Annotated in this window: 16 protein-coding genes and 1 pseudogene; 6 read left to right on the top strand and 11 right to left on the bottom strand. The window is 69.0% G+C overall.

Translation table 11 applies throughout. The features are described 5' to 3' along the window. Positions 1-83: 83 nt before the first annotated feature. Entirely contained in the window at positions 84-362 is a 279-nt protein-coding gene (locus ACXJY8_RS08365; RefSeq protein WP_463778640.1) for an adenylosuccinate synthase, read from the bottom strand. A gap of 370 nt (positions 363-732) precedes the next feature. Between ACXJY8_RS08365 and ACXJY8_RS08360 the strand changes: the two genes are divergently transcribed. Both ACXJY8_RS08360 and ACXJY8_RS08355 read left to right on the top strand, forming a co-directional pair. Next, complete coding sequence (locus ACXJY8_RS08360) at positions 733-3,093, top strand: bifunctional diguanylate cyclase/phosphodiesterase (RefSeq protein WP_463778637.1); 2,361 nt, start codon at positions 733-735, stop codon at positions 3,091-3,093. Positions 3,094-3,387: 294 nt separating this feature from the next. Continuing rightward, on the top strand, positions 3,388-4,485 hold the full coding sequence (locus tag ACXJY8_RS08355) for a diguanylate cyclase (RefSeq protein WP_463778635.1): 1,098 nt from the start codon (positions 3,388-3,390) through the stop codon (positions 4,483-4,485). Between the two features lie 187 nt (positions 4,486-4,672). Here the strand turns inward: ACXJY8_RS08355 and ACXJY8_RS08350 are convergent, their stop codons facing one another. Beyond that, positions 4,673-5,869 (bottom strand): MFS transporter, encoded by a 1,197-nt coding sequence (locus tag ACXJY8_RS08350; protein WP_463778632.1) that lies wholly within the window; start codon positions 5,867-5,869, stop codon positions 4,673-4,675. A 137-nt stretch (positions 5,870-6,006) separates the two neighbouring features. On the opposite strand from ACXJY8_RS08350, the gene ACXJY8_RS08345 reads away from it, so the two are divergent. Further along, positions 6,007-6,762 carry a helix-turn-helix domain-containing protein gene (locus ACXJY8_RS08345; RefSeq protein ID WP_463778630.1) on the top strand — a complete coding sequence of 252 codons (756 nt, stop codon included), beginning with the start codon at positions 6,007-6,009 and terminating at the stop codon, positions 6,760-6,762. A 109-nt stretch (positions 6,763-6,871) separates the two neighbouring features. On the opposite strand, the gene ACXJY8_RS08340 is transcribed toward ACXJY8_RS08345, so the two are convergent. Continuing rightward, positions 6,872-7,270: an exopolysaccharide production protein YjbE gene (locus ACXJY8_RS08340; protein ID WP_463778627.1), complete on the bottom strand. Its 399-nt coding sequence runs from the start codon at positions 7,268-7,270 to the stop codon at positions 6,872-6,874. Positions 7,271-7,559: 289 nt separating this feature from the next. Further along, positions 7,560-15,965 carry an ExeM/NucH family extracellular endonuclease gene (locus ACXJY8_RS08335; RefSeq protein ID WP_463778625.1) on the bottom strand — a complete coding sequence of 2,802 codons (8,406 nt, stop codon included), beginning with the start codon at positions 15,963-15,965 and terminating at the stop codon, positions 7,560-7,562. Positions 15,966-16,603: 638 nt separating this feature from the next. Between ACXJY8_RS08335 and ACXJY8_RS08330 the strand changes: the two genes are divergently transcribed. Both ACXJY8_RS08330 and ACXJY8_RS08325 read left to right on the top strand, forming a co-directional pair. Beyond that, a complete protein-coding gene (locus tag ACXJY8_RS08330; RefSeq protein WP_463778620.1) occupies positions 16,604-17,443 on the top strand; it encodes a bifunctional allantoicase/(S)-ureidoglycine aminohydrolase in 840 nt (279 codons plus the stop codon). After that, the gene (locus ACXJY8_RS08325; protein WP_463778617.1) at positions 17,440-17,946 is read left to right on the top strand and encodes an ureidoglycolate lyase; all 507 of its coding nucleotides are present in this window, start codon (positions 17,440-17,442) and stop codon (positions 17,944-17,946) included. The genes ACXJY8_RS08330 and ACXJY8_RS08325 overlap by 4 nt, the downstream gene beginning before the upstream one ends. Positions 17,947-17,967: 21 nt before the next feature. Here the strand turns inward: ACXJY8_RS08325 and ACXJY8_RS08320 are convergent, their stop codons facing one another. The 7 genes and pseudogenes from ACXJY8_RS08320 to ACXJY8_RS08290 all read right to left on the bottom strand — a co-directional run bounded on the left by ACXJY8_RS08320 (position 17,968) and on the right by ACXJY8_RS08290 (position 21,836). Continuing rightward, complete coding sequence (locus ACXJY8_RS08320; protein WP_463778613.1) at positions 17,968-18,603, bottom strand: NAD(P)-dependent oxidoreductase; 636 nt, start codon at positions 18,601-18,603, stop codon at positions 17,968-17,970. A 127-nt stretch (positions 18,604-18,730) separates the two neighbouring features. Beyond that, the gene (locus ACXJY8_RS08315; protein ID WP_463778609.1) at positions 18,731-19,030 is read right to left on the bottom strand and encodes a GCG_CRPN prefix-to-repeats domain-containing protein; all 300 of its coding nucleotides are present in this window, start codon (positions 19,028-19,030) and stop codon (positions 18,731-18,733) included. A gap of 164 nt (positions 19,031-19,194) precedes the next feature. Further along, positions 19,195-19,464 (bottom strand): hypothetical protein, encoded by a 270-nt coding sequence (locus ACXJY8_RS08310; RefSeq protein ID WP_463778606.1) that lies wholly within the window; start codon positions 19,462-19,464, stop codon positions 19,195-19,197. 126 nt (positions 19,465-19,590) lie between these two features. Then, on the bottom strand, positions 19,591-19,743 hold the full coding sequence (locus ACXJY8_RS08305) for a hypothetical protein (protein ID WP_463778603.1): 153 nt from the start codon (positions 19,741-19,743) through the stop codon (positions 19,591-19,593). Between the two features lie 617 nt (positions 19,744-20,360). Next, positions 20,361-20,914 (bottom strand): annotated as a pseudogene (locus tag ACXJY8_RS08300) (aquaporin); the annotation flags it as partial. Between the two features lie 71 nt (positions 20,915-20,985). Further along, positions 20,986-21,213: a hypothetical protein gene (locus ACXJY8_RS08295; protein WP_463780947.1), complete on the bottom strand. Its 228-nt coding sequence runs from the start codon at positions 21,211-21,213 to the stop codon at positions 20,986-20,988. Beyond that, positions 21,210-21,836, bottom strand: a complete 627-nt coding sequence (locus ACXJY8_RS08290; RefSeq protein ID WP_463778600.1) for a sigma-70 family RNA polymerase sigma factor — start codon at positions 21,834-21,836, stop codon at positions 21,210-21,212. Before ACXJY8_RS08290 ends, ACXJY8_RS08295 begins: the two co-directional genes overlap by 4 nt. A gap of 254 nt (positions 21,837-22,090) precedes the next feature. Here ACXJY8_RS08290 and ACXJY8_RS08285 point away from each other — a divergent pair, with 254 nt between their 5' ends. Next, a complete protein-coding gene (locus ACXJY8_RS08285; RefSeq protein ID WP_463778598.1) occupies positions 22,091-23,548 on the top strand; it encodes a helix-turn-helix transcriptional regulator in 1,458 nt (485 codons plus the stop codon). Positions 23,549-23,674 lie beyond the last annotated feature (126 nt).

Genomic DNA, 23,674 nt, shown 5'->3' with positions numbered 1-23,674 from the left:
GGCGTACCCAGCGCTTCCCGCTACGGCCATCGTCGTCGGGTCCGGGTTTCGACAGCGCCGTCTCGCCGGCCCCGATCTGCCAATCAGGAATCCGCCGCGATCTCGAACTCCATGCCCCGGCCCGGCCCCTGATCGGCATAGTCGACGAGGATGTAGCCGCGTTCCCGCAGGGCGGCGTTGAGGCTTTCGCGGTGCTTGCGGAACGTCTGGCCGATCGCGAGCGGTGTTAGGCGCGGATTGCCCTGGCGAAGTGGATCGACGCCGATATTCAGGGGCGCTCCCTCGCGGTCGGCGATCCGGATCAGGGCGGAAGCGAGGTCGGAGGCCTTCGTCTCGGCCGCGGATTTCGCCTTGAAGGCCATTGTCAAATCCTTTCCTTGCTGCCGCGCGCAGGTGAATGGGGCGACCGGGCACGTTCCGATCAGGAACGAAGCAGTTCCGTCGATCCTGTTCCTCGTTCGTTCTAACAGGCCACCGGCCGGGATGCACGGGGAAAGGACCGAGTTCGGCAGAGCCTCCTCCACAGCGGGTGCCAGGGGCGATTGAAAGACGGGAACGCTGGCATCCAGCACGTGCAGTCATGAGCTATCATCACGAAGTCGTGTGCGCGGGCTATGCTTTTAACTCAGGACATAAGCCTCGTCTGATCTTTCCAGTCGGGAAGCAGAGGTAACGCATCGTTCATTGCGGCTCTTGACGAAGACATAAGGCCTTCGTCGCTAAAAGCTGCGCATGATGCTCACCCTGATTACGCTTCTGGAGAGCCAGGCGGTCGTCTCCGTGCTGGCCGCAGCGACGATCTGCACCCTGAGTGCCTGGCTGACGGTGCACCTGCTGCGCAAGGCCGAGGCCGCTCCGGCGAACCGCCGTGTCCGCTGGCTGACCGGCACGGCACTCGCGGCGGGCCTCGGGGTCTGGACCACGCATTTCATGGGGATGCTCGGATATCGGACCGACGTCATCCTGGGCTATCACTACGGCACGACCGTCGTGTCCGCCGTCATCGCCGTGATCGCGGTCGGCGTGCCCTTCGCGCTCTCGGCCCTGCCGAGGAGCCGCCTGTCCCGGGGCCTCCTCGGTGCCATGTCGGGGCTCGGCATCGGTGCGATGCACATCACCGGCATGTCCGCTCTGGAGGGGTGCCTGCAGAGCCAATCCGAGACGGCCAATGCCCTGGCCTACCTCCTGGGAGCGGTGGCGATGGCCGTCGTCCGCCTCCTTCCCGGGCGACGTCCCTTCGATGCCCTCGCCTGTGCGCTCATCGTCCTGGCGGTGTGCGGAACGCACTTCACTTCCCTGGCGGGGACGACCGTAGAGGGGCAGCTTACCGGCGGTATCGGCGCCAACATTCAGGTGGCACTGAGCATCCTCACCGCCTCCGGCGCCACGATCCTCATCACCGGCGCCTTCATCGCCCTGGCCGCGACCCGACGCTTCGAGGCGCAGGAGCAGGCGCATCTCAACGTCCTGGCGACGGCCCTTCAGAACATGTCCAACGGCATTCTAAAGATCTCGTCCGGCGGGACGATCCAACTCTACAACCAGCGCCTCCTCGGCCTGCTCGGTCTCAGACCCGGCGACATGCACATCGGCATGCATCTCGACGCCTTTCTTACGGCCACGGGCAAGGCCAACGGCTGGGATGCCGAGCGTATCGCCCGGACGGTGAGGAATCACTGGATCTGGATGGCCAAGGGCGAGGAAACCTGCATCGAGCACGTCTTCGACGACGGCCGAATCCTGTCGATCGCCTGCCAGCCCGTCACCGACGGCGCCGTCCTGACCTACGACGACGTGACCCGGGACCGGCGCGCCCAGGAGGAGATTTCGCAGCTCGCCTATCACGACCCTCTGACGGGCCTGTGCAACAGGCGCGCGCTCAACGAGCGGATGCAGGCCGATCATCACGCCGGAGCCCAAACCACCCTGCTGCTGGTCGATCTCGACCGGTTCAAGTTCGTCAACGACACGTTCGGGCACGCGGTCGGGGACCAGCTTCTCGTCGCAGTGGCGGCCCGGCTGCGCACCCTCGCCGGCGAGCAGGGATTCATCGCGCGGCATGGTGGCGACGAACTCGCGATCCTGACGTCGGGCGATGTGGAATCCGCCAAGGCTCTCGCGGACCGGATCGTGGCGGAGATCGAGAAGCCGTATCCGCTGGAGAGCGTGACCGTGGTCGTTGGCTGCAGCATCGGCGTGTGCAGCGTCGACGACAGCACCAGCCCGAGCGACCTGATGCAGCGGGCCGACATCGCACTCTATGAGGCCAAGCGCCGTGGACGCGGGCTGGCGGTCGGCTATCGGCCCGGCATGATCGAGGCCATCGCCGAGCGCGGTCACCTCGAGAACGATCTCCGCGGCGCGCTGGCCGAGCAGCAGTTCCACCTCGTCTACCAGCCGATCATGTCGCTCACGAACGACCGGATCGTCTCGTGCGAGGCGCTGATCCGCTGGAACCATCCGCACCGCGGCGCGGTCCCTCCGGACGAGTTCATCCCTCTCGCCGAGGAGAACGGCCTGATCGTCCCGATCGGACGGTGGGTGCTGGAGCAGGCCTGCCGGGAGGCCGCCGGCTGGCCGCCCGAGCGGCATCTGGCCGTGAACGTCTCCGCGGTGCAGCTCCGTTCGCCCCTGCTGCTCTCGCACGTCACCGAGGCCCTCGCCCGGAGCGGGTTGCCGGCGAGCCGCCTCGAACTCGAGCTGACCGAGACGGCCCTCGTCGAGGACGGGCCGCAGATCGCCCATACCCTGCAAGCCCTTCGCCGTCTCGGCATCAGGATCGCGATGGACGATTTCGGGACGGGCTACTCCTCCCTGGCCCATCTGCGCGACCTTCCCCTCGATCGGATCAAGATCGATCGCAGCTTCGTCGCCGCGGCCCTGAACGACCGCCAATCCCTGGCGGTCATCAAGGCGGTGACGCAGATGGGCCGGGACATGAACATCCCGACGCTGGCGGAGGGCGTGGAAAGTCGGGAGCAGGTCGACCTTCTGCGTACGATCGGCTGCGACGCGGTCCAGGGCTACCTGATCGGCCGTCCCGCCCGCCCCCGACAGGAGAATAGTCCGGAGGCCGGCAATCGGGCCGCCTGACTGCTCCGGACCGAGCCGCCGGCTCACCGGCAGAGCGGATTATGGGAAATGGCGGGCTGGACGCGGCTTTCGGCGCAGCCGCCCTGAGAGCCCGGCGGGACGCATGAGCGGTGTATCGGGCGCGGATGCGCCACCCCGGGGTGAGAATGTTAACCCAGTTCGGGTCATCGAAAGCGGGGCAGCGAGCGCAGGGCACCCTCCGGGATCGTCACGCGCTCCGAGGGGCATCCTTCGCGGGTTCCAGGTAATTCGATGCGGAATGATCCACGGCTGTACAGTCTTCCCCGCTGGGGCGTGACCCGGTGGCTGACCGATGCGGGCCGCGACGTCCCGGAGGAGATCCGCACTGCCCTGATCGCGAGCCTGTTCGGTACGCTTCCGATCTTCGCCGGCGGCGTCCTGAACACCCTCTCGGTCTCGACGCTCGTCGCCTGCCGGAATCCGCAGCCGCAGTTCCTGATCTGGTGCGTCCTCGAGTTCGGTATCTGCCTGACCCGTCTCCTGGTGCTCGTGGTCGCGCAGCGGGCTGCCGTCGCCGGCCGCAGGACGCCCACGGACCTCTACATCCTGCTCGGCCTCGCCTGGGCCGCGAGCGTCGGCTACGGGACCTTCATCAGCCTCGTCAGCGGGGATTGGGTCGTCGCGACCCTGGCGTGCCTCTCCGCAGCGGCGATGGTCGGGGGTATCTCGTTCCGGAACTTCGGTGCGCCGCGGCTGGCGGGCGCGATGATCGTCCTGACCCTCGGCTCCTGCTGTCTCGCCGCGCCCTTCACGGGAGAGCCGCTCCTCTTCATCACCTTCCTGCAGATCCCGTTCTACCTCGCCAGCATGAGCGCGGCCGGGTTCCGTCTGAACCGGATGCTGGTCGCCACCATGCAGGCCGAGCGCGATCAGGCGTTCCGGGCCCAGCACGACAGCCTGACCGGCCTGCTGAACCGGGCCGGCCTCGCGGAGGCGATCATCGCACGGCGCGACGGGCTCGCCGCCCTCCTGTATCTCGACCTCGATGGCTTCAAGGCCATCAACGACACCCACGGCCACGGCACGGGCGACCAGTTGCTCCAGGCGGTCGCGGAGCGCCTTCGGAAGAGCGCGAGGCCGCAGGATGCGGTCGCGCGCATCGGAGGCGACGAGTTCGTCGTCCTCACCGACGTGCTGGCCCCCACGGCGCTGCTCGCCTTCAGCGAGCGGATCGTCGCCGGGATCTCCGTCCCCTTCACCCTGGAGTCCGACCGGACGGTGACGGTGGGCGTCAGCATCGGCATCGCCCTGGCTCCCGAGCACGGTACCGATCTGGCGGGCCTGCTCTCCGCCGCCGACGAAGCCCTCTATGCCGCCAAGGCCCTGGGGAAGAGCCGAAGCGCCCTCGCGTCGGTCCGCGCCGCGGCCTGAGTCGCATCGGGCAATCGCGGGAGCCTTCCCACACACGCAGGAGGCCTGGAAGCGCGACCGAGATCCGGGACGGTCCCGGGATCAGGGGCGCCGGGGACTTCCGGCCGAGCGGAGGCATCCTCATCGACCGACTTGCCCGACCCAACGGGGCGACCCGCCGCCCTCGCATCCGAGGCCGCCGTCCCTTCTATTCCGCCGCGGCGACCGCGTGGGAGGCCGCCGGCCGCGTGAGTGCGAAGAAGGCGAGGGCGGCGGCGAAGATCACGGCGCCGAAGGCCGCGGCGGTCCCGAGCACGACGTCGAAGCCGCCGCGGTCGTGCAGCAGGGCGATGATCGGCACCACGAATCCGCTGACGGTGAAGCCGAGGAAGTAGCGCACGCTGTAGGCCCTGGCACGGTAGAGCGGCGGCACGTAGCGGGCCACCATCGCGTCGTTGATGACGACCTGCCCGTAGAGCGCCGCCATGGTCAGCACCAGTCCGGCGAGGAGCGGGACGCCGGTGCTCAGCGCCGCGAGGGCGAGGCCGAGCGGTTGGAGGGCGGACAGGCCGAGGAAGAGCGCCGGCAGGCTGAAGCGGTCGATGAGGCGGCCCATCAACAGCTGCGTCAGGGCTCCGAAGACGAAGACGAGGGTGGCCACCGAGCCGATCAGCAGGAGGGGCAGGCCGTCGCCGACACGCTCGTCCACCACCTTGGGCAGGGCGATCGTGGTGATGTTGAAGGTCATGCCGCCCGCCACGATCGCGACGGCGAAGACCACGAGCAGGGGAATCGGGCGTGCGACCGGGATGATGGGCTTGGCTCCCGCCTTGCCCTGCGAACCGACGCCGTCGCCGGGTACGAGGGCCAGGAACGCCGCGCCGCAGGCGAGGCAGAACAGGCCCGGCACGATGAAGGTCGCCTGCCACCCGAACGCGGTGGCGAGGAGCGCCGTCACGCCAGAGGCGGTGGCGGCGCCGAGATTCCCCCAGACGCCGTTCACGCCGAGATCGCGCCCGAGGCGGCGCGCATGGGTCACCAGCATGGTCGAACCGACGGGGTGGTAGATCGCGGAGGCAAGCCCGAGCACGCAGAGCCACACCATGAACGCCGTCGGGCTGCGCGCGCTCGCCACCCCGAGGCAGGACAGGCCGTAGCCCAAAAAGAACACCGCCAGCAGGGTCCGGCGCCCGAACCGGTCGGCGAGCCAGCCCATCGGCAGGGCGCAGAGGCCGAAGGCCACGAAGGCGCCGGTGGCGAGCCTGATCAGTTCACCGTAGCCGAGACCGGTCTGGGCCGCGATCGCGATCACGGCCGTGGGGTAGATCAGCAGGACGAAGTGATCGAGCGCATGCGCCACGTTGACGAAGCGCAGGGTGCGGCGGGACAGGGTCTCGGCGTCCATCGGTCGGGGATCTCCTCTGGCGGGCTCCTGCTCGGATTCCCGCCCCGGCCGCCCTCTGGGGGGCTTGTCTCCCGTCTACCTGACCCGTTGAATGGTGTCGGGCCGAAGATGTACGCAATCGGGCCAGGGGAGAGGCCATGCGTTCGATCCGCGCCGAGGACTACCAGGATGTCCCACGGGCCGTCGCGGTGATGCCCAAGACCTTCGCGGCCGGCAGCAGCACGGACCGGCATCACCATCCGCGGGCGCAATTGCTCTATGCCACCGCAGGGCTGATGATGGCGACCGCCGAGGACGGGACTTGGGTCGTGCCGGAGGGCCATGCCCTGTGGATCCCGCCGGGCCTGCCGCACGCGGTCGTCATGCACGGACATGTGGCGATGTGCTCGGCCTACCTCGCCGTGGAGGCGATCGCAGGCTTTCCCCCTCGGGCCCGGGTGATCGAGGTCTCGGCCCTGCTCGCTGCGGCGCTGGCCGCCCTGACGCACGAGCCCGTTCTCTATGCCGAGGCCGGCCGCGGCGGACACTTGGCGGCGCTCATCCTCGATGAGATCGGGCGCGCCGCCGAGACTCGCCTGACCCTTCCCCTGCCGCGCGATCCCCGCCTCCGCCGGGTCTGCCTCGGCTTGATCGACGACCCCGCCCGGGCGTTCGACCTCGACGCCTGGGCCGAGCAGGGCGGTCTGAGCCGCCGGACGCTGACGCGGGGCTTTCGCCGGGAAACGGGTCTCACCTTTGGGCAATGGCGGGCGCGGGCCCGCGTCGTGCGCGCCCTGGCGCTCACCGCGGATGGCCGAACCCCGCGCCAAGTCGCGGCCTCCGTGGGGTACCGAAGCCTCCAGGCCTTGCGCGGCAGGACCGAGGCCTTGGTCGGCGGCGTGCGGGAAGTCTGACGAGACCGTCTGCCGTGGACGATGCGTCCGATGCCGACAGGCGATGGCAACGAAAAACCCGCCCGGCAGCGCCGGGCGGGTTTCTGACAGATCCGTCGAAGTCAGGCGATCAGCAATCGTCACCCTTCTTGCCGAGATCCTGATTGGCGCCGGCATTGTTCATGGCACCCACGGTCCCGGGGGAGGCGGGCTGCTGGCCGCCGGCGAGGTTCTTGCTGGACGTTCCGACCCCGCCGCCCTGATCGTTCTTGGCGTCCGAGCCAGGCTTGTCGCCGACCATCTGGTTGGCACCCACGTTGTTCATCGCGCCCACCGTTCCGGGCGAGGCGGGCTGCTGGCCGCCAGCGAGGTTCTTGCTGCCCTGATCGGCCGCGGAACTCTTGTCGTTCGAAGCCTGCTGCCCGGGGCTGTTGCCCTTCGTCGAGCCCGTGTTGCAGGGGGCGGCGAGGGCAGTCCCAGCCGTGAGCGCGAAAATGGCGGCAGCGCCGGCAATCGTCGAAAGTTTCACTTGGCGTTCCTCCAGAGATGATATCGGGAAGTATAATTCTGCTCTGGAAATTCGGTTCCCACCCCTTTGGATGGTTCGGCAACCGGATTTGCCGAGATATCGCCAACCGATCGGCCGGAATGTCCCACCGGCCGGGCTGCACTGCGAAGACGAACCGCTCTCGCCGGTCGGTTTGCCGTCACTGCGCGATCTCGGTTCGAAAACACCGGATCCCGAGACCCGGGTCCCTGCAGCCCTGTCGCGGCCTGGACCCGCCGCGACAGGGCTTGGTTCGGCAGAACGTCCGGGATCAGCCGAAGATGCCGTCGTTGAGGACGGCGCGGTTCTCCACGAGGCCGAACTGCAGGTAATGCTGCATCGGATCGTAGCCGGCCTGGGCCACGTCCGGGTTGGCCTTCAGGTAGGCCTTGGTGTCGAAGTCGGCCGCCGGATCACGCCCTTCCCGGATACCGAAGGTCTCGTAGTGGTTGAGCGGGTTCATGCCGGCCTGGGCGACGTCGGCATAGGCCGCCAGGTAGCCCTTGGTGTCGAAGATCGCGTTGGGGTCGCGGCTCTCCTTCCAGCCCAGGGCGTCGAAGTGCTGGCGCGCGAAGGCGAAGGTGTCGCCCCCCGCCCGCGAGGCGGCCGCGGCCACGTCCGCGTTGGCGAGCAGGTAGTACTCCGCATCGAAGCCGCCCTTGATGTCGATGGGCCGGCCCACCGCCGCGAAGGTCGACCGCCCCTCCGACTGGCCGAACTCGAGGTAGTGCGCCAGCGGATTGGCCCCGGCGGCCTTCACGTCGGGATTGCGGGCGAGATAGAACTCGTTGTCGAAGGCGGCACCGGGATCGCGGCCCTCCTTCCAGCCGGTGAGCGCGTACTGCGTCAGCGGATTGGCTCCGGAGGCGGCGACATCCGGGTTGGCGGCGAGATAGCCCTTGGTCGAGAAGAACGCGTTCGGGTCACGGCCTTCCCGGGCGCCGAACTGGGCGTAGTGGTCGTCCGCATCCAGGCCCGAGGCCAGCACATCCTTGTACCGGGCGAGGTAGTACAGGTCGTTCACCAGCGGATTGGCGTCGTTGAGGACGATGGTCGCGTCCGAGAACAGGATGCGCTCGAAGCCCCCGATCGTGTCGCGGCCCTCCGGCCCGGTGACGATGGTGAGGTTGCCGTCCTGCGTCACCTGCGCGTCGGCGAGGCGGGACTGGAAGATCAGGGTGTCGTTGCCGACCGCGCCGGCGATGCCGCCGCCGGTCAGGATGTCGTCGCCGAGGCTGTTGACGATGATGTCGTCCCCGGCACCACCGGCCAGTATGTCGTTGAAGGCCGTGCCCTGGAGGATGTCCGAGCCCTCCGTGCCGTTCTTGGCGAGTCCCCGCTGGAATACGGTGTCGGCGCGGGCAGCGAGGTTCTGGATGCGCGGGTCACCGGCCGGTCCAGTATCGGCGGTGCCGTAGGGTGTGACGGTATGGAACGCCTTCAGGTACTCGGCGAGGGCGTCCTGCTCGGAGCCCTTGACCGCGAAGGTCTCGGTATCGGGCAGGGAGACCGGGGTGGCGTCGCGCAGAGCGATCTTGTTCTCGCCATAGGCCGGGAAGGGGTAATTGTCGCCGCCGAGACCCGGCGCCGAGGCGGTTCCGGTGGCGAGGAAGTCGAGGGTCACGACCTTGATGGCGCGCCCCGCATCGCCCACGATCTGGCCGTTCTGAACCAATGTGTCGAGGACGCGGCCGTCGGCATCGATGATCGCCGCGTTGACGATGCGCTGGCCCTCGCGGGTGACGCTGCCGTTCGTGTCGAGGGTCTGGGCCTGTTTCGTCGCGTCGAAGCTGTAGGAGATCCCACCGACCTGGGCGAACTGGCCCGGGGTCGCCCCCGGCGCCACCGCGGCGACGCCGTGCTCGAGGATGCGTTCGAGCTCGGCGGCCGTGACGGTGGTGATCGCGAGGTTGTTGTTGAAGCGCAGTGAGTTGGTGACGTCGAGCTGCGAGATGTCGCCGGCCTGCTTGCCGGCCGAGGGATTGGCCGCCGGGGGCAGCTCCGCGGTGGTACCGCCCGCGGTCGAGAAGGAGCCGATCGAGTCGCGAATGCCGCCGCCGTTCTTGATCGAGACCGTGACGCCGGCATCGAACTGCTTGGCGTACCAGAGATTCGCGTCCGACGAGAGGTCGCCGAGATTGGTCTCCTCGGTGCGGACCTCACCGCGCCGGCCCTCCAGGTAGACGCTGGTACGGCCGAGGATGTTGCCGTCCTGCTGGCGGATGACGTCGGCGATACCGGCGGTCTCCTGGACGCCGTCGTTGTTGGCGTCGAGGCCCTCGATCACCTCGCGGACGAGGAAACCCTTGCTGCCGGGGGTAAAGGCGGCGGCCGTCGAGCCGTAAAGCGCGGCCACGCTGGCGTCGTCCACCGCCACGGCGCCGCTGGTGGCCGTGTTCACCGAGTTTCGGATGATGTTGCCCCGCTCGTCGAAGGTGACGGTGAGACGGCCCACGTAGGAATACTCGGAGGCGGTGTTCACCAGGGCGAGGGTCTGGCCGCTGGCATTGGTGAAGAATTGCGGGTAGCCGCCGGCGGCCGTGTCGCCGGGAAGCAGCCGGTCGTCGCCATCCGCCAGGAGGGTGTGCGAGCCGCCGCCGATGAGCACGTCGACGTTGCGCAGGAGCGGCGCCAAGGCCTGCTCGTTGGCGAGCTGCTGCAGGTGGGTGCCGACGATGACCTTGTTCACGTCCGGATTGGCGGCGAGCACCCGGTCGACCTCGGCGTTGATTTGGCTCGCCAGCAGGGCGATGTCGTCCCGGCCGGTGAAACCGTCCAGCGTGACGTTGCCGAGGGTCGTCAGGAGGGGCTCGAGCTGGGTGGTGGCGCCCACGAAGGCGATCTTCTCGCCGTTCTCGACCAGGATCGTGGATTTGGCGATCTTGTCCGCCCCCGTGCCGATCTGCGTCGAGGTCGGCCCGGTCTGCGCGAAGGTGGCGTTCGAGACGTTCGGGTTCACCAGCCCCGAGAGCGCGGCCTCACGCGAAAAATTCAGGTTGGCGGAGAGGTAGGGGAACTGAGCGCCGACCCAGGTGTCGTCGCCATTGCCCGCGGCCGTGCCGAGGTTGGCCCCGATGATGTTGGCCACCTCGGTCGGCCCCGAATCGAACTCGTGGTTGCCGAACACCGCCGCCTGGACGCCGATGATGTTCTGGATCGTGACGTCGGCCCGGCCCACCGAGGCCGCGAGCTTGGTGTAGGCGGCCGCGCCCGTGAGACCGTAGAGTTGGTTGTAGACGCCGTTATAGGTCGCGGCGAGCTGCGGATCGGCGCCCGCGATGAAGAACGGGCTGGGGATCCAGCCGTCCCCGGTGGAGAGGGTGATCGAGTTCGGGGTCACATCCTCGAGCTTGTCGACGATGGCGGCGAAGTTCGCCGCGCGCTGCGTGGCGAGGAGGCCGGCCTCCCAGTCGGAGGCGTGCAGGATCTGGAGCGTGTAGGTCATGGCCGGCGGGGTCTCCGTCGTGAAGTCGAGCTGGTCCTGGGGGATGCCGGCGAAGGCGTTGCCGGCGCTGTCGAGGACGGCGCCCGCCGGGACGATCACGTCGTAGGCGGTGCCGGCCTTGAGGTCGGCGGCCGGGTCGATCGTCACCGTGGCGCCGCTGATCGAGACCTGGGAGGTGTCGCCGATCGCGATGACGCGGATGTCGCCGGCTCCGTCCGTGATCGTGATGCTGCCGCTGCCGGCCCTCACCGCCTCGCTGAGGGTCAGGACGATGCTGGCGCCCACCGCCACCGCGAGGGCATTGTCGGCCGGCGTCGCGGCGACGAGGCGCGGCGCGGTCTGGTCGAGGCGCAGGCCGACGAGGATCGGGTCGTGGTCGGATTCGCGGGCGGGGACGAGCCCGTCGAAATAGCTGGCGGAGCGGCCGAAATCGAGGTTGTAGTCGATGGCGTCCGCCTCATCGGCGTTGATGTGCCATTCGGTGACGCCGGTGACCTGGCGATTCAGGCTGCCGCTCGCGAGGGCATGGTCGAGGGCGCCGTAGGCCCCATCGAAGACGTAGGAATACGGGTCGGCGAGCCGGTCCTCGGCGAGGTTGATGAAGCCGCCGGCCTTGAGGACGTCGAGGGCGTCCTCCTTCAGGTAGGCGTTGAAGTCGCCGAGCAGGACGACGTCGCCGTCCGGCGTTCCCGTCGGCTTAAGGGCGAGCCATTCCTTGAGCGCGGTGGCGGCCAGCTCCCGCTGCTGCTGCCAGCCGCCCTGTCCGTCGCCCTGGTCGGCATCGGCTCCGGTGCCGGCACCGCTCTTCGACTTCAGGTGGTTGATGACCGCCGTGAAGTCCTCGCCCGTGGCGGTCTCGCGGAAGGTCACCGCCAGGGAGGCGCGGCTGGTGTTGGCGCCGTTGAAGATGTGGCCGATCGTGCTCTGCTGGAGCAGGGCGGGATCGAAGGCCTGGACGTCCGTGTCGTCAAGCTTCTCGATGGTGGTGTTCGGCGCCACCGAGACCTTGCTCGGCTTGTAGACGAAGCCCACCGCGATGGCGTCGCCGCCGAGGAACTGGCCCTGGTCGAGCTGGGCGCCGGGCCGGATCCAGTCGTAGGTGCCGGCGCCCGCACGGGCGTTGAGCTGCCCGACGAGGTATTCGAGCGCGTTGCCCGGGTTGCCGGGCTGGAACTGGTTCTCGAGCTCGGTGAGGCCGAACACGTCGGCCCCGGAGGCAATCACCGTGGTGACGAGCTTGGCTGTCTGGCGGTCGAACTCGGCGGTGGTGTTGGCGCCGCGCGGGTCCAGACCGAAGGCGGTCTTGACGCCCGAAGCCGTGCCGTCGCTGTCGAGGGTGCGGAAGTAGTTCAGCACGTTGAGGCTGCCGACCTTCAGGCTGCCGCCGACGTCTTCGGGGGCGGCCGGACGTGGATTGGTCCTGGCGAAGCCGTTGTCGCCGTCGTCGATCGCCCGGACCCGGTAGGCATTGGCCGGGCCATAGTCGAGCACGCCCGTGAGGCCCGTCACCGTGTCGCCCATCCGGAGCGCGGCGGCGGTGGCATAGGCCGGGCCGAAACCGTCGAGGCGATCGACCGGCTCATTCTGGACGTCGAGCCCGTCGTCGTAGGTGATCGAGCGAGCCGCGACCTGCGCGAGGTAGGCCGCGTAGGCGGTGGTGCCGGGGTCGAACGCGTTGGTGAAGGTTTCCGGGCGGCCGCCGGCCGCGAGGCGGATCTCGTTGAAGCGGTCGAGGTTGAACTGCTCGGTGATGGTCAGCGTCTGGCCGAACCGGACGAGCATGCCCTCGTAGCGCTCGAGGTCTGGCTGCGCCGTGGTGCCGGTGCCGATCGTGGCGGCGGCGGGCAGGTCGACTACTGTCGCGGCGGCCTTCAGGGCGGCGGCCGAGATCGCTCCGGTCTGGACGACCTGAATCTGGCTGGCGTCGGTGACCGTGATCTGGGTTTCGCCGCCGAACTCGCCGACGATCCCGGTGACCCGGACGCGGTCGCCCTCCTGCAGGTCCTTGAGCAGGTTGCCCGCGCCCTCGTAGACGAACACCCCCTCGGAGGTCAGCGGGCTGCCGTCGGCGTCCGTTGCTTCCTCCTGCAGGTAGAACCCGCCGAGGTTGCGCTTGGCGTCGCCGTCGCCGGTCTGGAAGTCGCCGACGACGATGGCCTCCACCGTGACGGTGCGGCCGGCGAGGGGGCTCGCGGTCCCGGCGCCCTGGATGGCGGAGATCAGGGTGACGTCGTCGTTGAGGATGATGCCGGTGGCCACCGTTCCGCTCCCGGCGAGCGCCGCCGTCACGCCGCTCTGGCTGGCGCTGGCGCCCTTGAGCGTGACGGTGAAGCTCTCGTTGGCCTCGGGCAGCGCGTCGCCCTGAACCGTGACGGTGATGACGGCCGAGGCCGCGCCCGCCGGGATGGTACCGGCGATGGTCGCCGGCAGGGTGGGACCGCCGGCGAAATCCGCACCATCCGCCCCCGCACCGGTGAGTTCCGCCGTGAAGGCGAGGCTGCCCAGCGTGCCGCCCGTGCGCTCCACCGTGAAGGCGAAGGTGGTGGTGCCGGCATCGCCCTCGGCCTTGGCCAGCGCGAGGGCGCCCGGCTGGAAGGCGAGGGTCTGGGTGGAGCCCTGGGTCAGGGCGGCGTAGAGCGTCGCACCGCCACCGGCCTCGTTGGCGGTGACGAGGAGCGGCGTGCCGGTGGGGTTGCGGTCGGCGGCGATGAAGGTCAGCACCTCCGGACCAAGATCGGCCGAGACGCCCGCCAGGGGCGGCACGTACGAGACATAGGAAGCCGTCTCGGGGGTGGTGACGTCGTAGACGATCACGCCGCTCTGGCGCTCCAGGCCGACGAAGGCGTAGAGGCGGCCGTTGACGGTGCCGATGGTGACGCCCTCGGGCTCGGGGCCCTTGTTGTCGGAGCGGTCGTCGGGCGTGTTGGCCACCCCCTGGTCGTTGTTGAAGCGCTGCGGGTCGAGGCTCGCGAAGATCTTCTCGAACTCGCCGCCGGTCTCGCGCACCTTGGTCAGCCCGCCATCGGCTTCCTGACGGAAGATCGAGATGCCGCGGCCGCCGAGGGTGTTGAGCTGGTCGATGACGCCGTCGTTGTCGGTGTCGCCCGTGCGCAGCAGGACATTGAGGCGGGCATAGGCCGGGTCGGCCTTGAGCGCCTGCAGCGCCGGGGTGAGGCGGCTGTTGGCGATGCTAGAGAGGCGGGCCACGTCCGCCGAATCGTCGGCGCCTCCGATGACGCGCTGGTCGCCCTCGTTGGCGGAGACGACGTAGGTCACGCCATTCACGGCGAAGCTCGCCGCGGCGTCGGGCTGGAGCAGGCCGTAGATCGGCGCGGCGGCGGGCGTGTTGGCGATGCGGATCGAGGCCGTGCCGCCCGCGCCGTCGCGGTCGGAGGCGTCGAACTCGTTGCCGGGCAGCGAATGGTTGACGGAGCCGAGCGGCTGGATCGCGATCGGGGCGGTGCCGGGATTGGCGAGGTCGATCACCGCGATACCGTTGACCTCCTGCAGGGTCACGTAGGCGAAGCGGTTGTCGGGGGAGAGGGCGATGTATTCGGGCTCGATGTCGGCGGCCGCACTCTTCCCCGCGGTGATCGCGAGCCCCCTGGCGCGCAGGACCGCCTCGCTGCCGTCGAGGGACTCGAAGCCCACGGTGGCGCTGACGCCGGCATTGGCCGCGCCGCCGGAGAGATCGAGGATCGAGACGCTGCCGACGGGGTTGATGGCGCCCGTGAACTGCTCGCCCTCGTTGGCGACAAGGAGCTTCGTGCCGTCGCCGGTGAAGACGATCTGATCGGGCCCGACGCCGACCGTCACCGATTTCAGCAGGGTGCCGGCCCGGTCGAACAGGGCGACGCGGCCGGGCTGGTCGCCGGAGGCGTTGGCGTACGCCACCGCGACGACGCCGTTGGAGACCGCCACCGAGTTCACCGAACCGTACTGGTCGAGGCCGGCGAGCCGGATCTCACCGGATTTCGCCAGGGTGCCGTCGGCGCCGATGGCGACGATCTCGATCCGGTTCTCGTTGGTGTTCTGGATATAGAGGCTGCCGGTGGTGCGGTCGTAGGCCACCACCTCGGCATTGGCCGCGGCGGCGGTGGCCGGGTCGTTGGTGGTGGCGTAGCTGCCCAGGCGCACGAGCTGAAGGGCGCCGGTGGGAGAGGGAGGAGTCGTCGCGGTCGCCCCCTGGAAGCCCTGGAGCGAGGCCGCCGCATCGAACACCGCGACGCCGTTGATCACGGTGGCGGCGTCGTCGTTGACGATGGTCCCGACCGCCACGCCGTCGGCGACGGTGGCGCCGACGACCTTGGTCACCCGCAGCGCGAAGGTCTCGCCGGCCTCGAAGAGCCGGTCTCCGATCACCGGCACGGTGATCGTGGCGGACGTGGCACCGGCCGCGATGGTCTGTCCGGTCAGGGCCGTGGCGACGTAGTCGGAGCCGGCCTGGGCGGTGCCGTCGGCGGTGGCGAGGTCGAAGGTCACGCCGCCGGCCGGGGCGGGGGCATCGAGCGAAACCGTGAAGGTCAGGCTGGCCGTGCCCGCCTGTCCCTCGATCACCTGCGCATCGGCGATCGACAGGGCCGGCAGGGTGACGGCCGCGCTCAGACTCGACACCGCGATGTCGTCGATCCCGATCCACTCGTCGTTGCCGACGGCGTTGGTGGTGAGGATGCGGACCTGGAGATTTGCCACGCCATCGGCGTCGGCCGGCAGGGTGAGGCTGATGGGGGTCACCTGCGTGGCGCTGCCCTGGGTGGCGGCATCGGCCACGAACCCGGCCGGCAGGTTTTTCCAGGCCCCGTTGTCGGTCCGATACTGGACGGCGATGGGCTGCACGGCGTTGTCGGCCGAGCCGTCGATGTCGCGGGCGTTGAAGGCCACCGTCACGTTCCGGCGCCCGGTGGCATCGAGGGAGATGACGAGATTCGGCGCATCCGCCGTGCCCGAGCCCTGCAGGGCGATGGTCGGGTCGGCGAGCGCGAACTCGGCGACGCCGCCGGACCCCAGCGTGCCGGGATTGGTCTGGTTGGCGATCACGTCCACGTCGTTCGGCAGCGCCGAATCGCCGGTCACGACCTGCGGATCGGCGCCCGTGCCGGTGGTCAGATCCTGGCCCAGATACCCGACGATGGCCGGCACCCGGCTCCAGTCGTCGTTCGTCGTGATCGCACCGGTATCCGTCCAGTCCTGGAGAAGGGAACCGTTCGCGAGGACGTGCGGCGTCGTGTTCATGCGGGTACTCTGCGGAGGGGACGCGTCGGCGATCGACGCCCGGTTCGCGGGCCTGCATGGCCATTCGGCGGCACAGGGCACGATCCGCCATCCCGCTGGTCTCGCAGCATCGGAAGGCAGGCCGCCCTGCCGCGTCAGGACAGATCAGGCACAGGCAGCGAATAGATCCGCCAGATGACAGATCGATGAAAACAAGCTCGCCGATCGACTTGCCGGACGATCAGGTCGCGGCAAAGTATTCTTCGTCTCCGGATTGGACTTGCTATCGGACTTTAATCCGCAACGATCGATGTATTTTTGTATGCGTTGGGCACTGTGCCGACGAGGGGGGAGGCGGAGGCTGACGGGCCCGCCTCGCGTTCAGGCTGCGGGCAAGGGCGAGGATTCGGGGGCGGCCACGATCCCGGCACCATACCGCGGGTGTTCGCGCCACAGCGGGCGGCCCGCCGCATCAGCGATGGCCGCGAGACGCGAGGCGCATCCGATGAAGCCGGGACACACGGATCCTGGTCGTTCGCCACGACGCCGCCTCGGACGGCATCGTGCGCGATGAGCGGCGTCGAGACGCGCCCCATCCGCCGGTGCCTTGACGCGCTGCGGCGAAGTTCGCCACATCGGCCCGACCCGGGAGCCCTCGAATGACCGCATCGTCCTACAACCCCCCATGCGGCGGCCTGCCGCCTCAGACCGCGCTGATGACGGGCCGGGCCGTGTTCACCGAGGCCTACGCCGTCATCCCCCGGGGCGTGATGAGCGACATCGTCACCTCCGTGCTGCCGTTCTGGGAAGGCACCCAGGCCTGGATGCTGGCCCGCCCGCTCTCGGGCTTCTCCGAGACCTTCGCGCAGTACCTCGTGGCGCTCACCCCCGGCGGCGGCAGCGAGCGGCCCGAGCCGGACCCGGAGGCCGAGGGGGTCCTGTTCGTGGTGGAGGGGCAGGCCCGCCTCGTCCTCGACGGCCGGACCCACGCCCTGACACCCGGCAGCTACGCCTACCTGCCGCCCGGCGCCACCTGGAGCCTGCGCAACGACGGGGCCGGACCCGCCCGCCTCCATTGGATCCGCAAGGCCTACATGCGGGTGCCGGGCATCGAGGTTCCACCGGCCTTCGTCACGCATGAATCCGCCGTCACCCCGGCGCCGATGCCCGGCACCGACGGGGCCTGGGCCACCACCCGCTTCGTCGCCTCCAACGACGTGCGCCACGACATGCACGTCAACATCGTCTCCATGCGCCCGGGCGCCTCGATCCCCTTCGAGGAGACGCATGTGATGGAGCACGGCCTGTTCGTGCTGGAGGGCAAGGCGGTCTACCGGCTCAACCGCGACTGGGTCGAGGTGGAGGCCGGCGACTTCATGTGGCTGCGCGCCTACTGCCCGCAGGCCTGCTACGCCGGCGGCCCGGGCCCCTTCCGCTACCTGCTCTACAAGGACGTCAACCGGCACGCCCCGCTGGCCCCGTTCCGGGCGGCCCGATGAGCGACCGTCGGATCGTCGCCGAGCCGCTGACGGCCGGGGCCTTCGCCCCCTTCGGCACGGTGATCGACAGGGCCGCCGTCGCGCCGCGCCCGATGAATGCCGGCAAGGCGCGCCGCTTCCACGACCTCGCGCAAGTGCGGGTGGCAGGCGAGGACGGGCATGTGGTGATCGGCTACGTCGAGGCCGAGCCCTACGCGCTGCCCCTCCCCGTGAGCCTCGTCGAGCGCCATCCGCTGGGGGCGCAGGCCTTCCTGCCGCTGAACACCGCCCCCTTCCTCGTGGTGGTCTGCCCCGACGAAGGCGGCCGCCCCGGCCGGCCGCGCGCCTTCGTCACCGCCCCGGGGCAGGGCGTCTGCTACGCCCTCGGCACCTGGCACGGCGTTCTGACGCCGTTCGGCGCCCCCCAGGACTTCCTCGTGGTCGACCGCGGCGGTCCCGGCACGAACCTGGAGGAATACGTGTTCGAAGCGCCCTGGGAGATCCATGGGCCGGCGCGTCGCTGACGGGCGGTTCCGCCCGGTCCGTCAACCGACCAGCACGACCGCCTTCCCGACGTAGAACGAGCGTTCGATCTCCGCGACCAGGAAATGGGCGACATCGGCCCGGGAGATGAGGCCGTTGCGCCATGACGATGGCGTACTGAGGATTTCGTAGCGCCCGGTCGCAGCCCCGGAAGTCAGGATCCCGGGTCGGACGAGCGTCCAGTCGAGGCCGCTTCGGCGGATGCGGATCTCCTGGGCATCCTTGTCGTCGTAGGCCCGGCCGAAGACCAGGCGGAACGGAATGCGCTGGAGGACGCCCATGGCGTCACGGCTGTCGCCGGCGCCGAAGCCCGTGACCGCGAGCAGGCGGCGAATGCCGGCCCTCTCCATCGCGGGTACGAGCACGTTGGTGGCCTCCGAGAACAGCGTCACCGGGCCGAGAAGGGCGCGTGTCGGAACGCCGAGGGCCTGAACCACGACGTCGATGCCCTCGAGAGCGGAGACGACGTCCACGGAACGAGTCGCATCGCCGGCGAACCGTTCCAGGTTCGGATCCGAGACCGGGATCTCCGCGGCGGAGCGCGCGAAGGCCCGCACCTGATGCCGGGCGGCCAGGCCCGCCTTCACGGTCTGCAGGCCGATGCCTCGGCTGGCACCGATGACGAGGATATGGGCCATGACGGTTTCCAGGGTGTGACGCGCTCGACGGACGGAGCCGCGCCCCGGGACCATTCGGAGGGCGATCTCCGAGTCGGGAAGGGCGCCCGGTCGAGACCGGGCGCCCGGGCTTCAGATCCGGACCGCCTTACCAGCGGTGGTGCCAGCCCACGTGGCGATAGCCGCCATGCCAGCCCCAGGGGCGATGATAGCCGATGTGGCGGTAGCCACCCCAGCGATGCCAGCGGGGGCCGTACCAGCCGACGCGACGGTAGCCGTACACGATCGGACGGGCCACGATGGGGCGGTAGACGACGTTCGGACGGCAATATCCGTAATAGCCGCGATGCCCCCCAGGTCCACACCCGTCACGAGCCTCGGCGGCACCAGCGGTGGCAGCAATGGTACTCAGCGCAAGGACGGCTGCGCCAGCAAGCTTCAGTCGCATTCGCATCTCCTCTGTTGCGATGACCCAGGAACACCAGATTCATCAGAATGGTTGCGAATCTATAGGCTAGATTTTGTAACGAAACGTTTCAATCACCGAATCTTGAGGGATACTCATCTGCCGGATCAGAATCGACAACAGACAAGATCTTTATGGCTGCGCTCTCAACGGGTCCTGCGCGAGGTCCAGCGCCCGGAACAGCTCACCGGTCCGGTCAGGGTCCAGAGCCCGGACCCGTCCAAGGCCCGCAGCAGGCCTTCGACGGCCACGTTCGCCAGGCCGCTGCGGATGGTGCCGACGATGCGGCCGTCCGATCCCGCTCGCCCGGAGACATCGACTCCGCTGCCGCCCGCGTCATCGACGATGCCGTCACGGATGACGATGGGATACCGGTAGGGTCCCGTGCAGCTGCCGTCGTCGACGGTCGCGGTCACGGACCAGTTTCCATCGAAGCGCGTGGCGGCTTGGGCCGCCGAGACGCCTACGACGGACAGGACCGTCGCAAGCCATCGTGAAAAGGGGCTCATGTTCTCCACTCTGTGCCGCCGTCTCGGCGGCGGTCAGTGCTCGTCCGCGTCCCCGGCGAGGTAGCGGACCATCAGTTCACCGGTCGCCCGAACCGCGTAATCCGCGGCCGTCTCGCCGGCCTGCGGCGGAACCACCTCGGTGACGGGGCGTCCGCCGAGGAGGGCGGCGAGTTCCGCGCGCGCCATCCCGGATTCGACGGCTTCGCGGACGACGCCCTCGCCGTAGGCCCGAATGTCCGGGATGGACGGCGGGGCGGGTCGGCCGGGGGTCAGGAACGGGCTCCGGGATCGACCGGTGCCCCGGGACCGAGGTCAGGGCCGATATCGGGCTCGCCCGGGATTGCGCCCGGCAGTTCCTCGAAAGGGGCCGAGGGCTCGTCGGACCCGAGCGGGCGCTCGCCCGGATAGGGTCGCGGCGGCAGCTCGGACGGCGTGCCGCCCGGGACGGGCCCGGGCATGCCGGGATAGGCCATTCGACGCTCCTCCACTGGTGTCGCGGTTTCCGCGTGATGCTCTCGAAAGGGGGACCTTGGGGCCGGGCCTGCGCCCGGAACGGCACGACGCCCGGCCCTGCGGCCATGCCGGACCTGATCGGGGGGACTTACGAGGTCCGGCATAACTCTGAAGCGATTTCGACTGCGAAGCAGTGCTGCCGTTGATCTGCGCTGGCGTCGAGATATGTGCGGCAATGCTGGGCTCAATGATGCAGATGCATCATTTCATTCGATTTTTTCCTGGTGCAACCGGCTACCTTTGCTTGTCGTCCTTGGGAGCCGGGAGGCCCCGGAGGGAACCCGCATCGATCAGGAGGCGCGCTTCTTAAGGACCTCCGTCTCGGTCGCCGGTCCCGGCTCGTAGAGCCAGCGGGCGAGGCTGCCCGCGATGACCGCACCGATCATCGGCGCGAGCCAGAAGAGCCAGAGCTGCCCCACATGCGCGCTGCCCGCGAACAGGGCCGAACCGGTGCTGCGGGCCGGGTTGACCGAGGTGTTGGTGATCGGGATCGTGATGAGGTGGATCAGGACGAGCGCGAAGCCGATGGGGATGCTGGCGAACCCCACCGCCGCGCCCTTGGAGGTCGTCCCTTGGAGATCGTCCCGATGATGATCATCAGGAAGAAGAACGTCGTCAGAACCTCCGCCAGCAGGCAGGCCGGCAGGACGTAGCTGCTGGGGCTCAGGGGCCCGTACCCGTTGGCCGCGAAGGCGCCGGGCTGCCAGCCGGCCTTGCCCGAAGCGATGAGGTAAAGGATGGCCGCACCGAGAGTCGCACCGAGGATCTGGGCGACGACGTAGGCGACCACGTGCTGGTTCGCGCACCGGCCCGCGGACCACAGCCCGACGGTCACGGCGGGATCGGCATACGCAGCGAGGTCCCTGAGCGAGGCTCGGTATCCGCGCGCCTCGGCGGCGAACCGGGCTCGGGACCTCAGGCCTGCCCGGAAGCGGGGGGCGCGTCGTCGGGGGCAGGGGGCGCCAGCGGGAGCGGCGCGGACGGGCTCGTCGAGATCCCGCCATAGCCGAGGGCGACGGCCTTCCAGAACGCCTCGCGCTGGTCGGGCGCGCGCTGGCGCAGGTAGCTGTCGATGGCCGCTCGAACCCACGCGCCCATGGGGCCGGGGTCGAAGGGCGGTGCGGATGCATCCGGCGGACTCATGCCGCGCCCATCGCCTTGACCAGGCGCTCGCGGGCCCGGCTGACACGGCTCTTCACGGTACCGGTCTGGCAGCCCAGCACGGCGGCGGCCTCGTCGTAGAGCAGGCCGTCCACCATCACGAGGAGCAGGGTCTCGCGGTGCTCGGCAGTCAGGCCGTTCAGGGCCGCCTGGAGTTGGACGAGGCCGACGCGGTGCTCCTGCTCGGGCTCGAGGCGAAGGGTGGCGGCGAAGGCACCATCGACATCCTCGACCTCGCGGCGCAGCCGTTTGCGCTGATTGATGAAGGTATGACGCAGGATCGTGAACAGCCAGGCGATCAGCCGGGTCCCCGGCTCGAACCGCGACCGGTTCTCCCAGGCCCGCATCAGGGTGGTCTGGACCAGATCGTCCGCCTCGGCCGCGTTCCGGCACTGGGAGAAGGCGTAGCGGCGCAGACGCGGGACGGCAGCGACCAGGTCGACCCGGAACGTGTCGGGCACCTGCCCATCGGCCTGCGCCGCCGACAACGCGTCCCCGAGCCGAACCAGAACCCGACCGAGCTTCGAACCCTCCTCGATGCCGTCCGGAAAGGGAAAAATCTCGTTCAGTCGTCGGCCGATCAAATCCTGGATATGCCGCGGCAATCCTTCGCCCTCCGAAGAGGACCGGAGCACTGTGACGTCTGGCTGCACGGATGATCGCCCTCTTGTTTTGAACAGACGATGATTTGCCAGCCTCAGAACGAATGGAGGCTGCCGGAGCCTTGTGATTGGGCAATCACATTCACGTCAATGATCCAGATATACCAGACAATCGCTTGTTGACCGCGGAACCGGCCTTCCACGGACTTGTTACGAGCTGGACTTCGCGAACAGCGCAATGCGCGATGGGAGCCCCGGTGACACTCGGCGTCGACAGGCATGAACTCCGGCAGATCGTTGCGGGCTTGAGCGAGGGCGTGATCCTGGTCGAGCCGGACCAGACCATCGCCTATGCCAATGCGGCGGCGCTGGAGATGCACGGAGCCGAGACTCTGGAGGAGCTGGGCGGGACGGTGGACGCCTACCGGGCACGCTTCTCCCTACGCTACCGCAACAACCACGCTCCCAACCACTATCCGATCGAGCGCGTGGTGGCCGGCGAGAGCTTCCACGACGTCATCGTCGAGGTGACGCGGACCGACCGGCCCGACGCCGACTTCGTCCATTCCCTGCGCAGTCTCGTCGCCACCGATCGCGACGGCCAGCCGAGCTGCCTCGCCCTCATCCTCAAGGATGTCTCGGACCAGTTCGAGGCCGAGGCGCGCTTCGAGGCCACCTTCAACGCCAACCCGGCGCCGGCCCTGATCTGCCGGCTCGCGGACCTGCGCTTCGTCAAGGTCAATCTCGGTTTCCTGGAGATGACCGGCTACACCCGCGATGCCGTCATGGGCCGCAGCGTCTACGAGGTCGACGTCCTGGCCAATGCCCGCAACCGGGATCTGGCGATCGCCCGCCTCAACAGCGGGGGCACCATCCCGCAGATGGAGGCCTGCCTCGATCTGCCCGACGGCAGCACCCGCTTCGTCATCGTGGCCGGTCAGCCGATGGAACTCGGCGACGAGCCCTGCATGCTCTTCACCTTCGCCGACCTGGAACTGCGTCGGAAAGCCGAGACGGCCCTGCGCCAGAGCGAGGAGCGCTTCGCCAAGGCGTTCCGGCTCACCCCCGTGCCCACCCTGCTGGCCCGTGCCGAGGGGCTGGCGATCACCGGGGTGAACGAGGCGTTTTCCCGCGTCTTCGGCTTCGGTGCCGAGACGGTGACCGGACGCACGCTGGCCGATCTCGATCTGTGGGTCTCACCGCCCCAGCGCGACCGGTTTGAGACCGCGCTCGCCCGCACCGGCTACGTCCTGGGCCTGGAGGTCTGCCTGCGCCACGAGGACGGGGCCAATCTCGACTGCCTCGTCTCGGCCGAGCGGGTGGAGATTGGCGCCGAATCCTTCGCGCTCCTCGTCCTGCAGGACATCACCGAGCGCAAGCGCACCGAGCGCGAGCTGTTCGAGGCCATCGAGGCGGTGATGGCCGACACCTCCTGGTTCAGCCGCGGACTGATCGAGAAGCTGGCGCATCTGCGTCAGCCGGGCGCCGGCCATCAGGATGCGGTCTCGCCCAACATGACGGTGCGCGAGCGCCAGATCCTCGATCTGATCTGCGCCGGACTCTCCGACGAGGTGATCGCCCGGCGCCTGGGCCTGTCCAAGAACACGGTCCGCAATCATGCGGCCGCGCTCTACCGCAAACTGGACGTCCACAAGCGCTCGGAGGCGATCGTCTGGGGCCGCAACAACGGCTTTCCGACCGCATCATCCGGGTAAAAAAACACGGTCTACCGGTACGTCTGCATCATTGATGAGGCGGATCGCGAACCCATCTCAACAGCCATGGACCCAGCCATGGGTGCCGCGCGGCGGCGCCATCGAACCCTCGTCCGTCTTTCCGGA

The organism is Methylobacterium sp. TK31 (assembly GCF_055361545.1).
The sequence above is the reverse complement of the archived record's forward strand: the minus strand, read 5'-3'. Positions and strand labels throughout refer to the sequence as shown.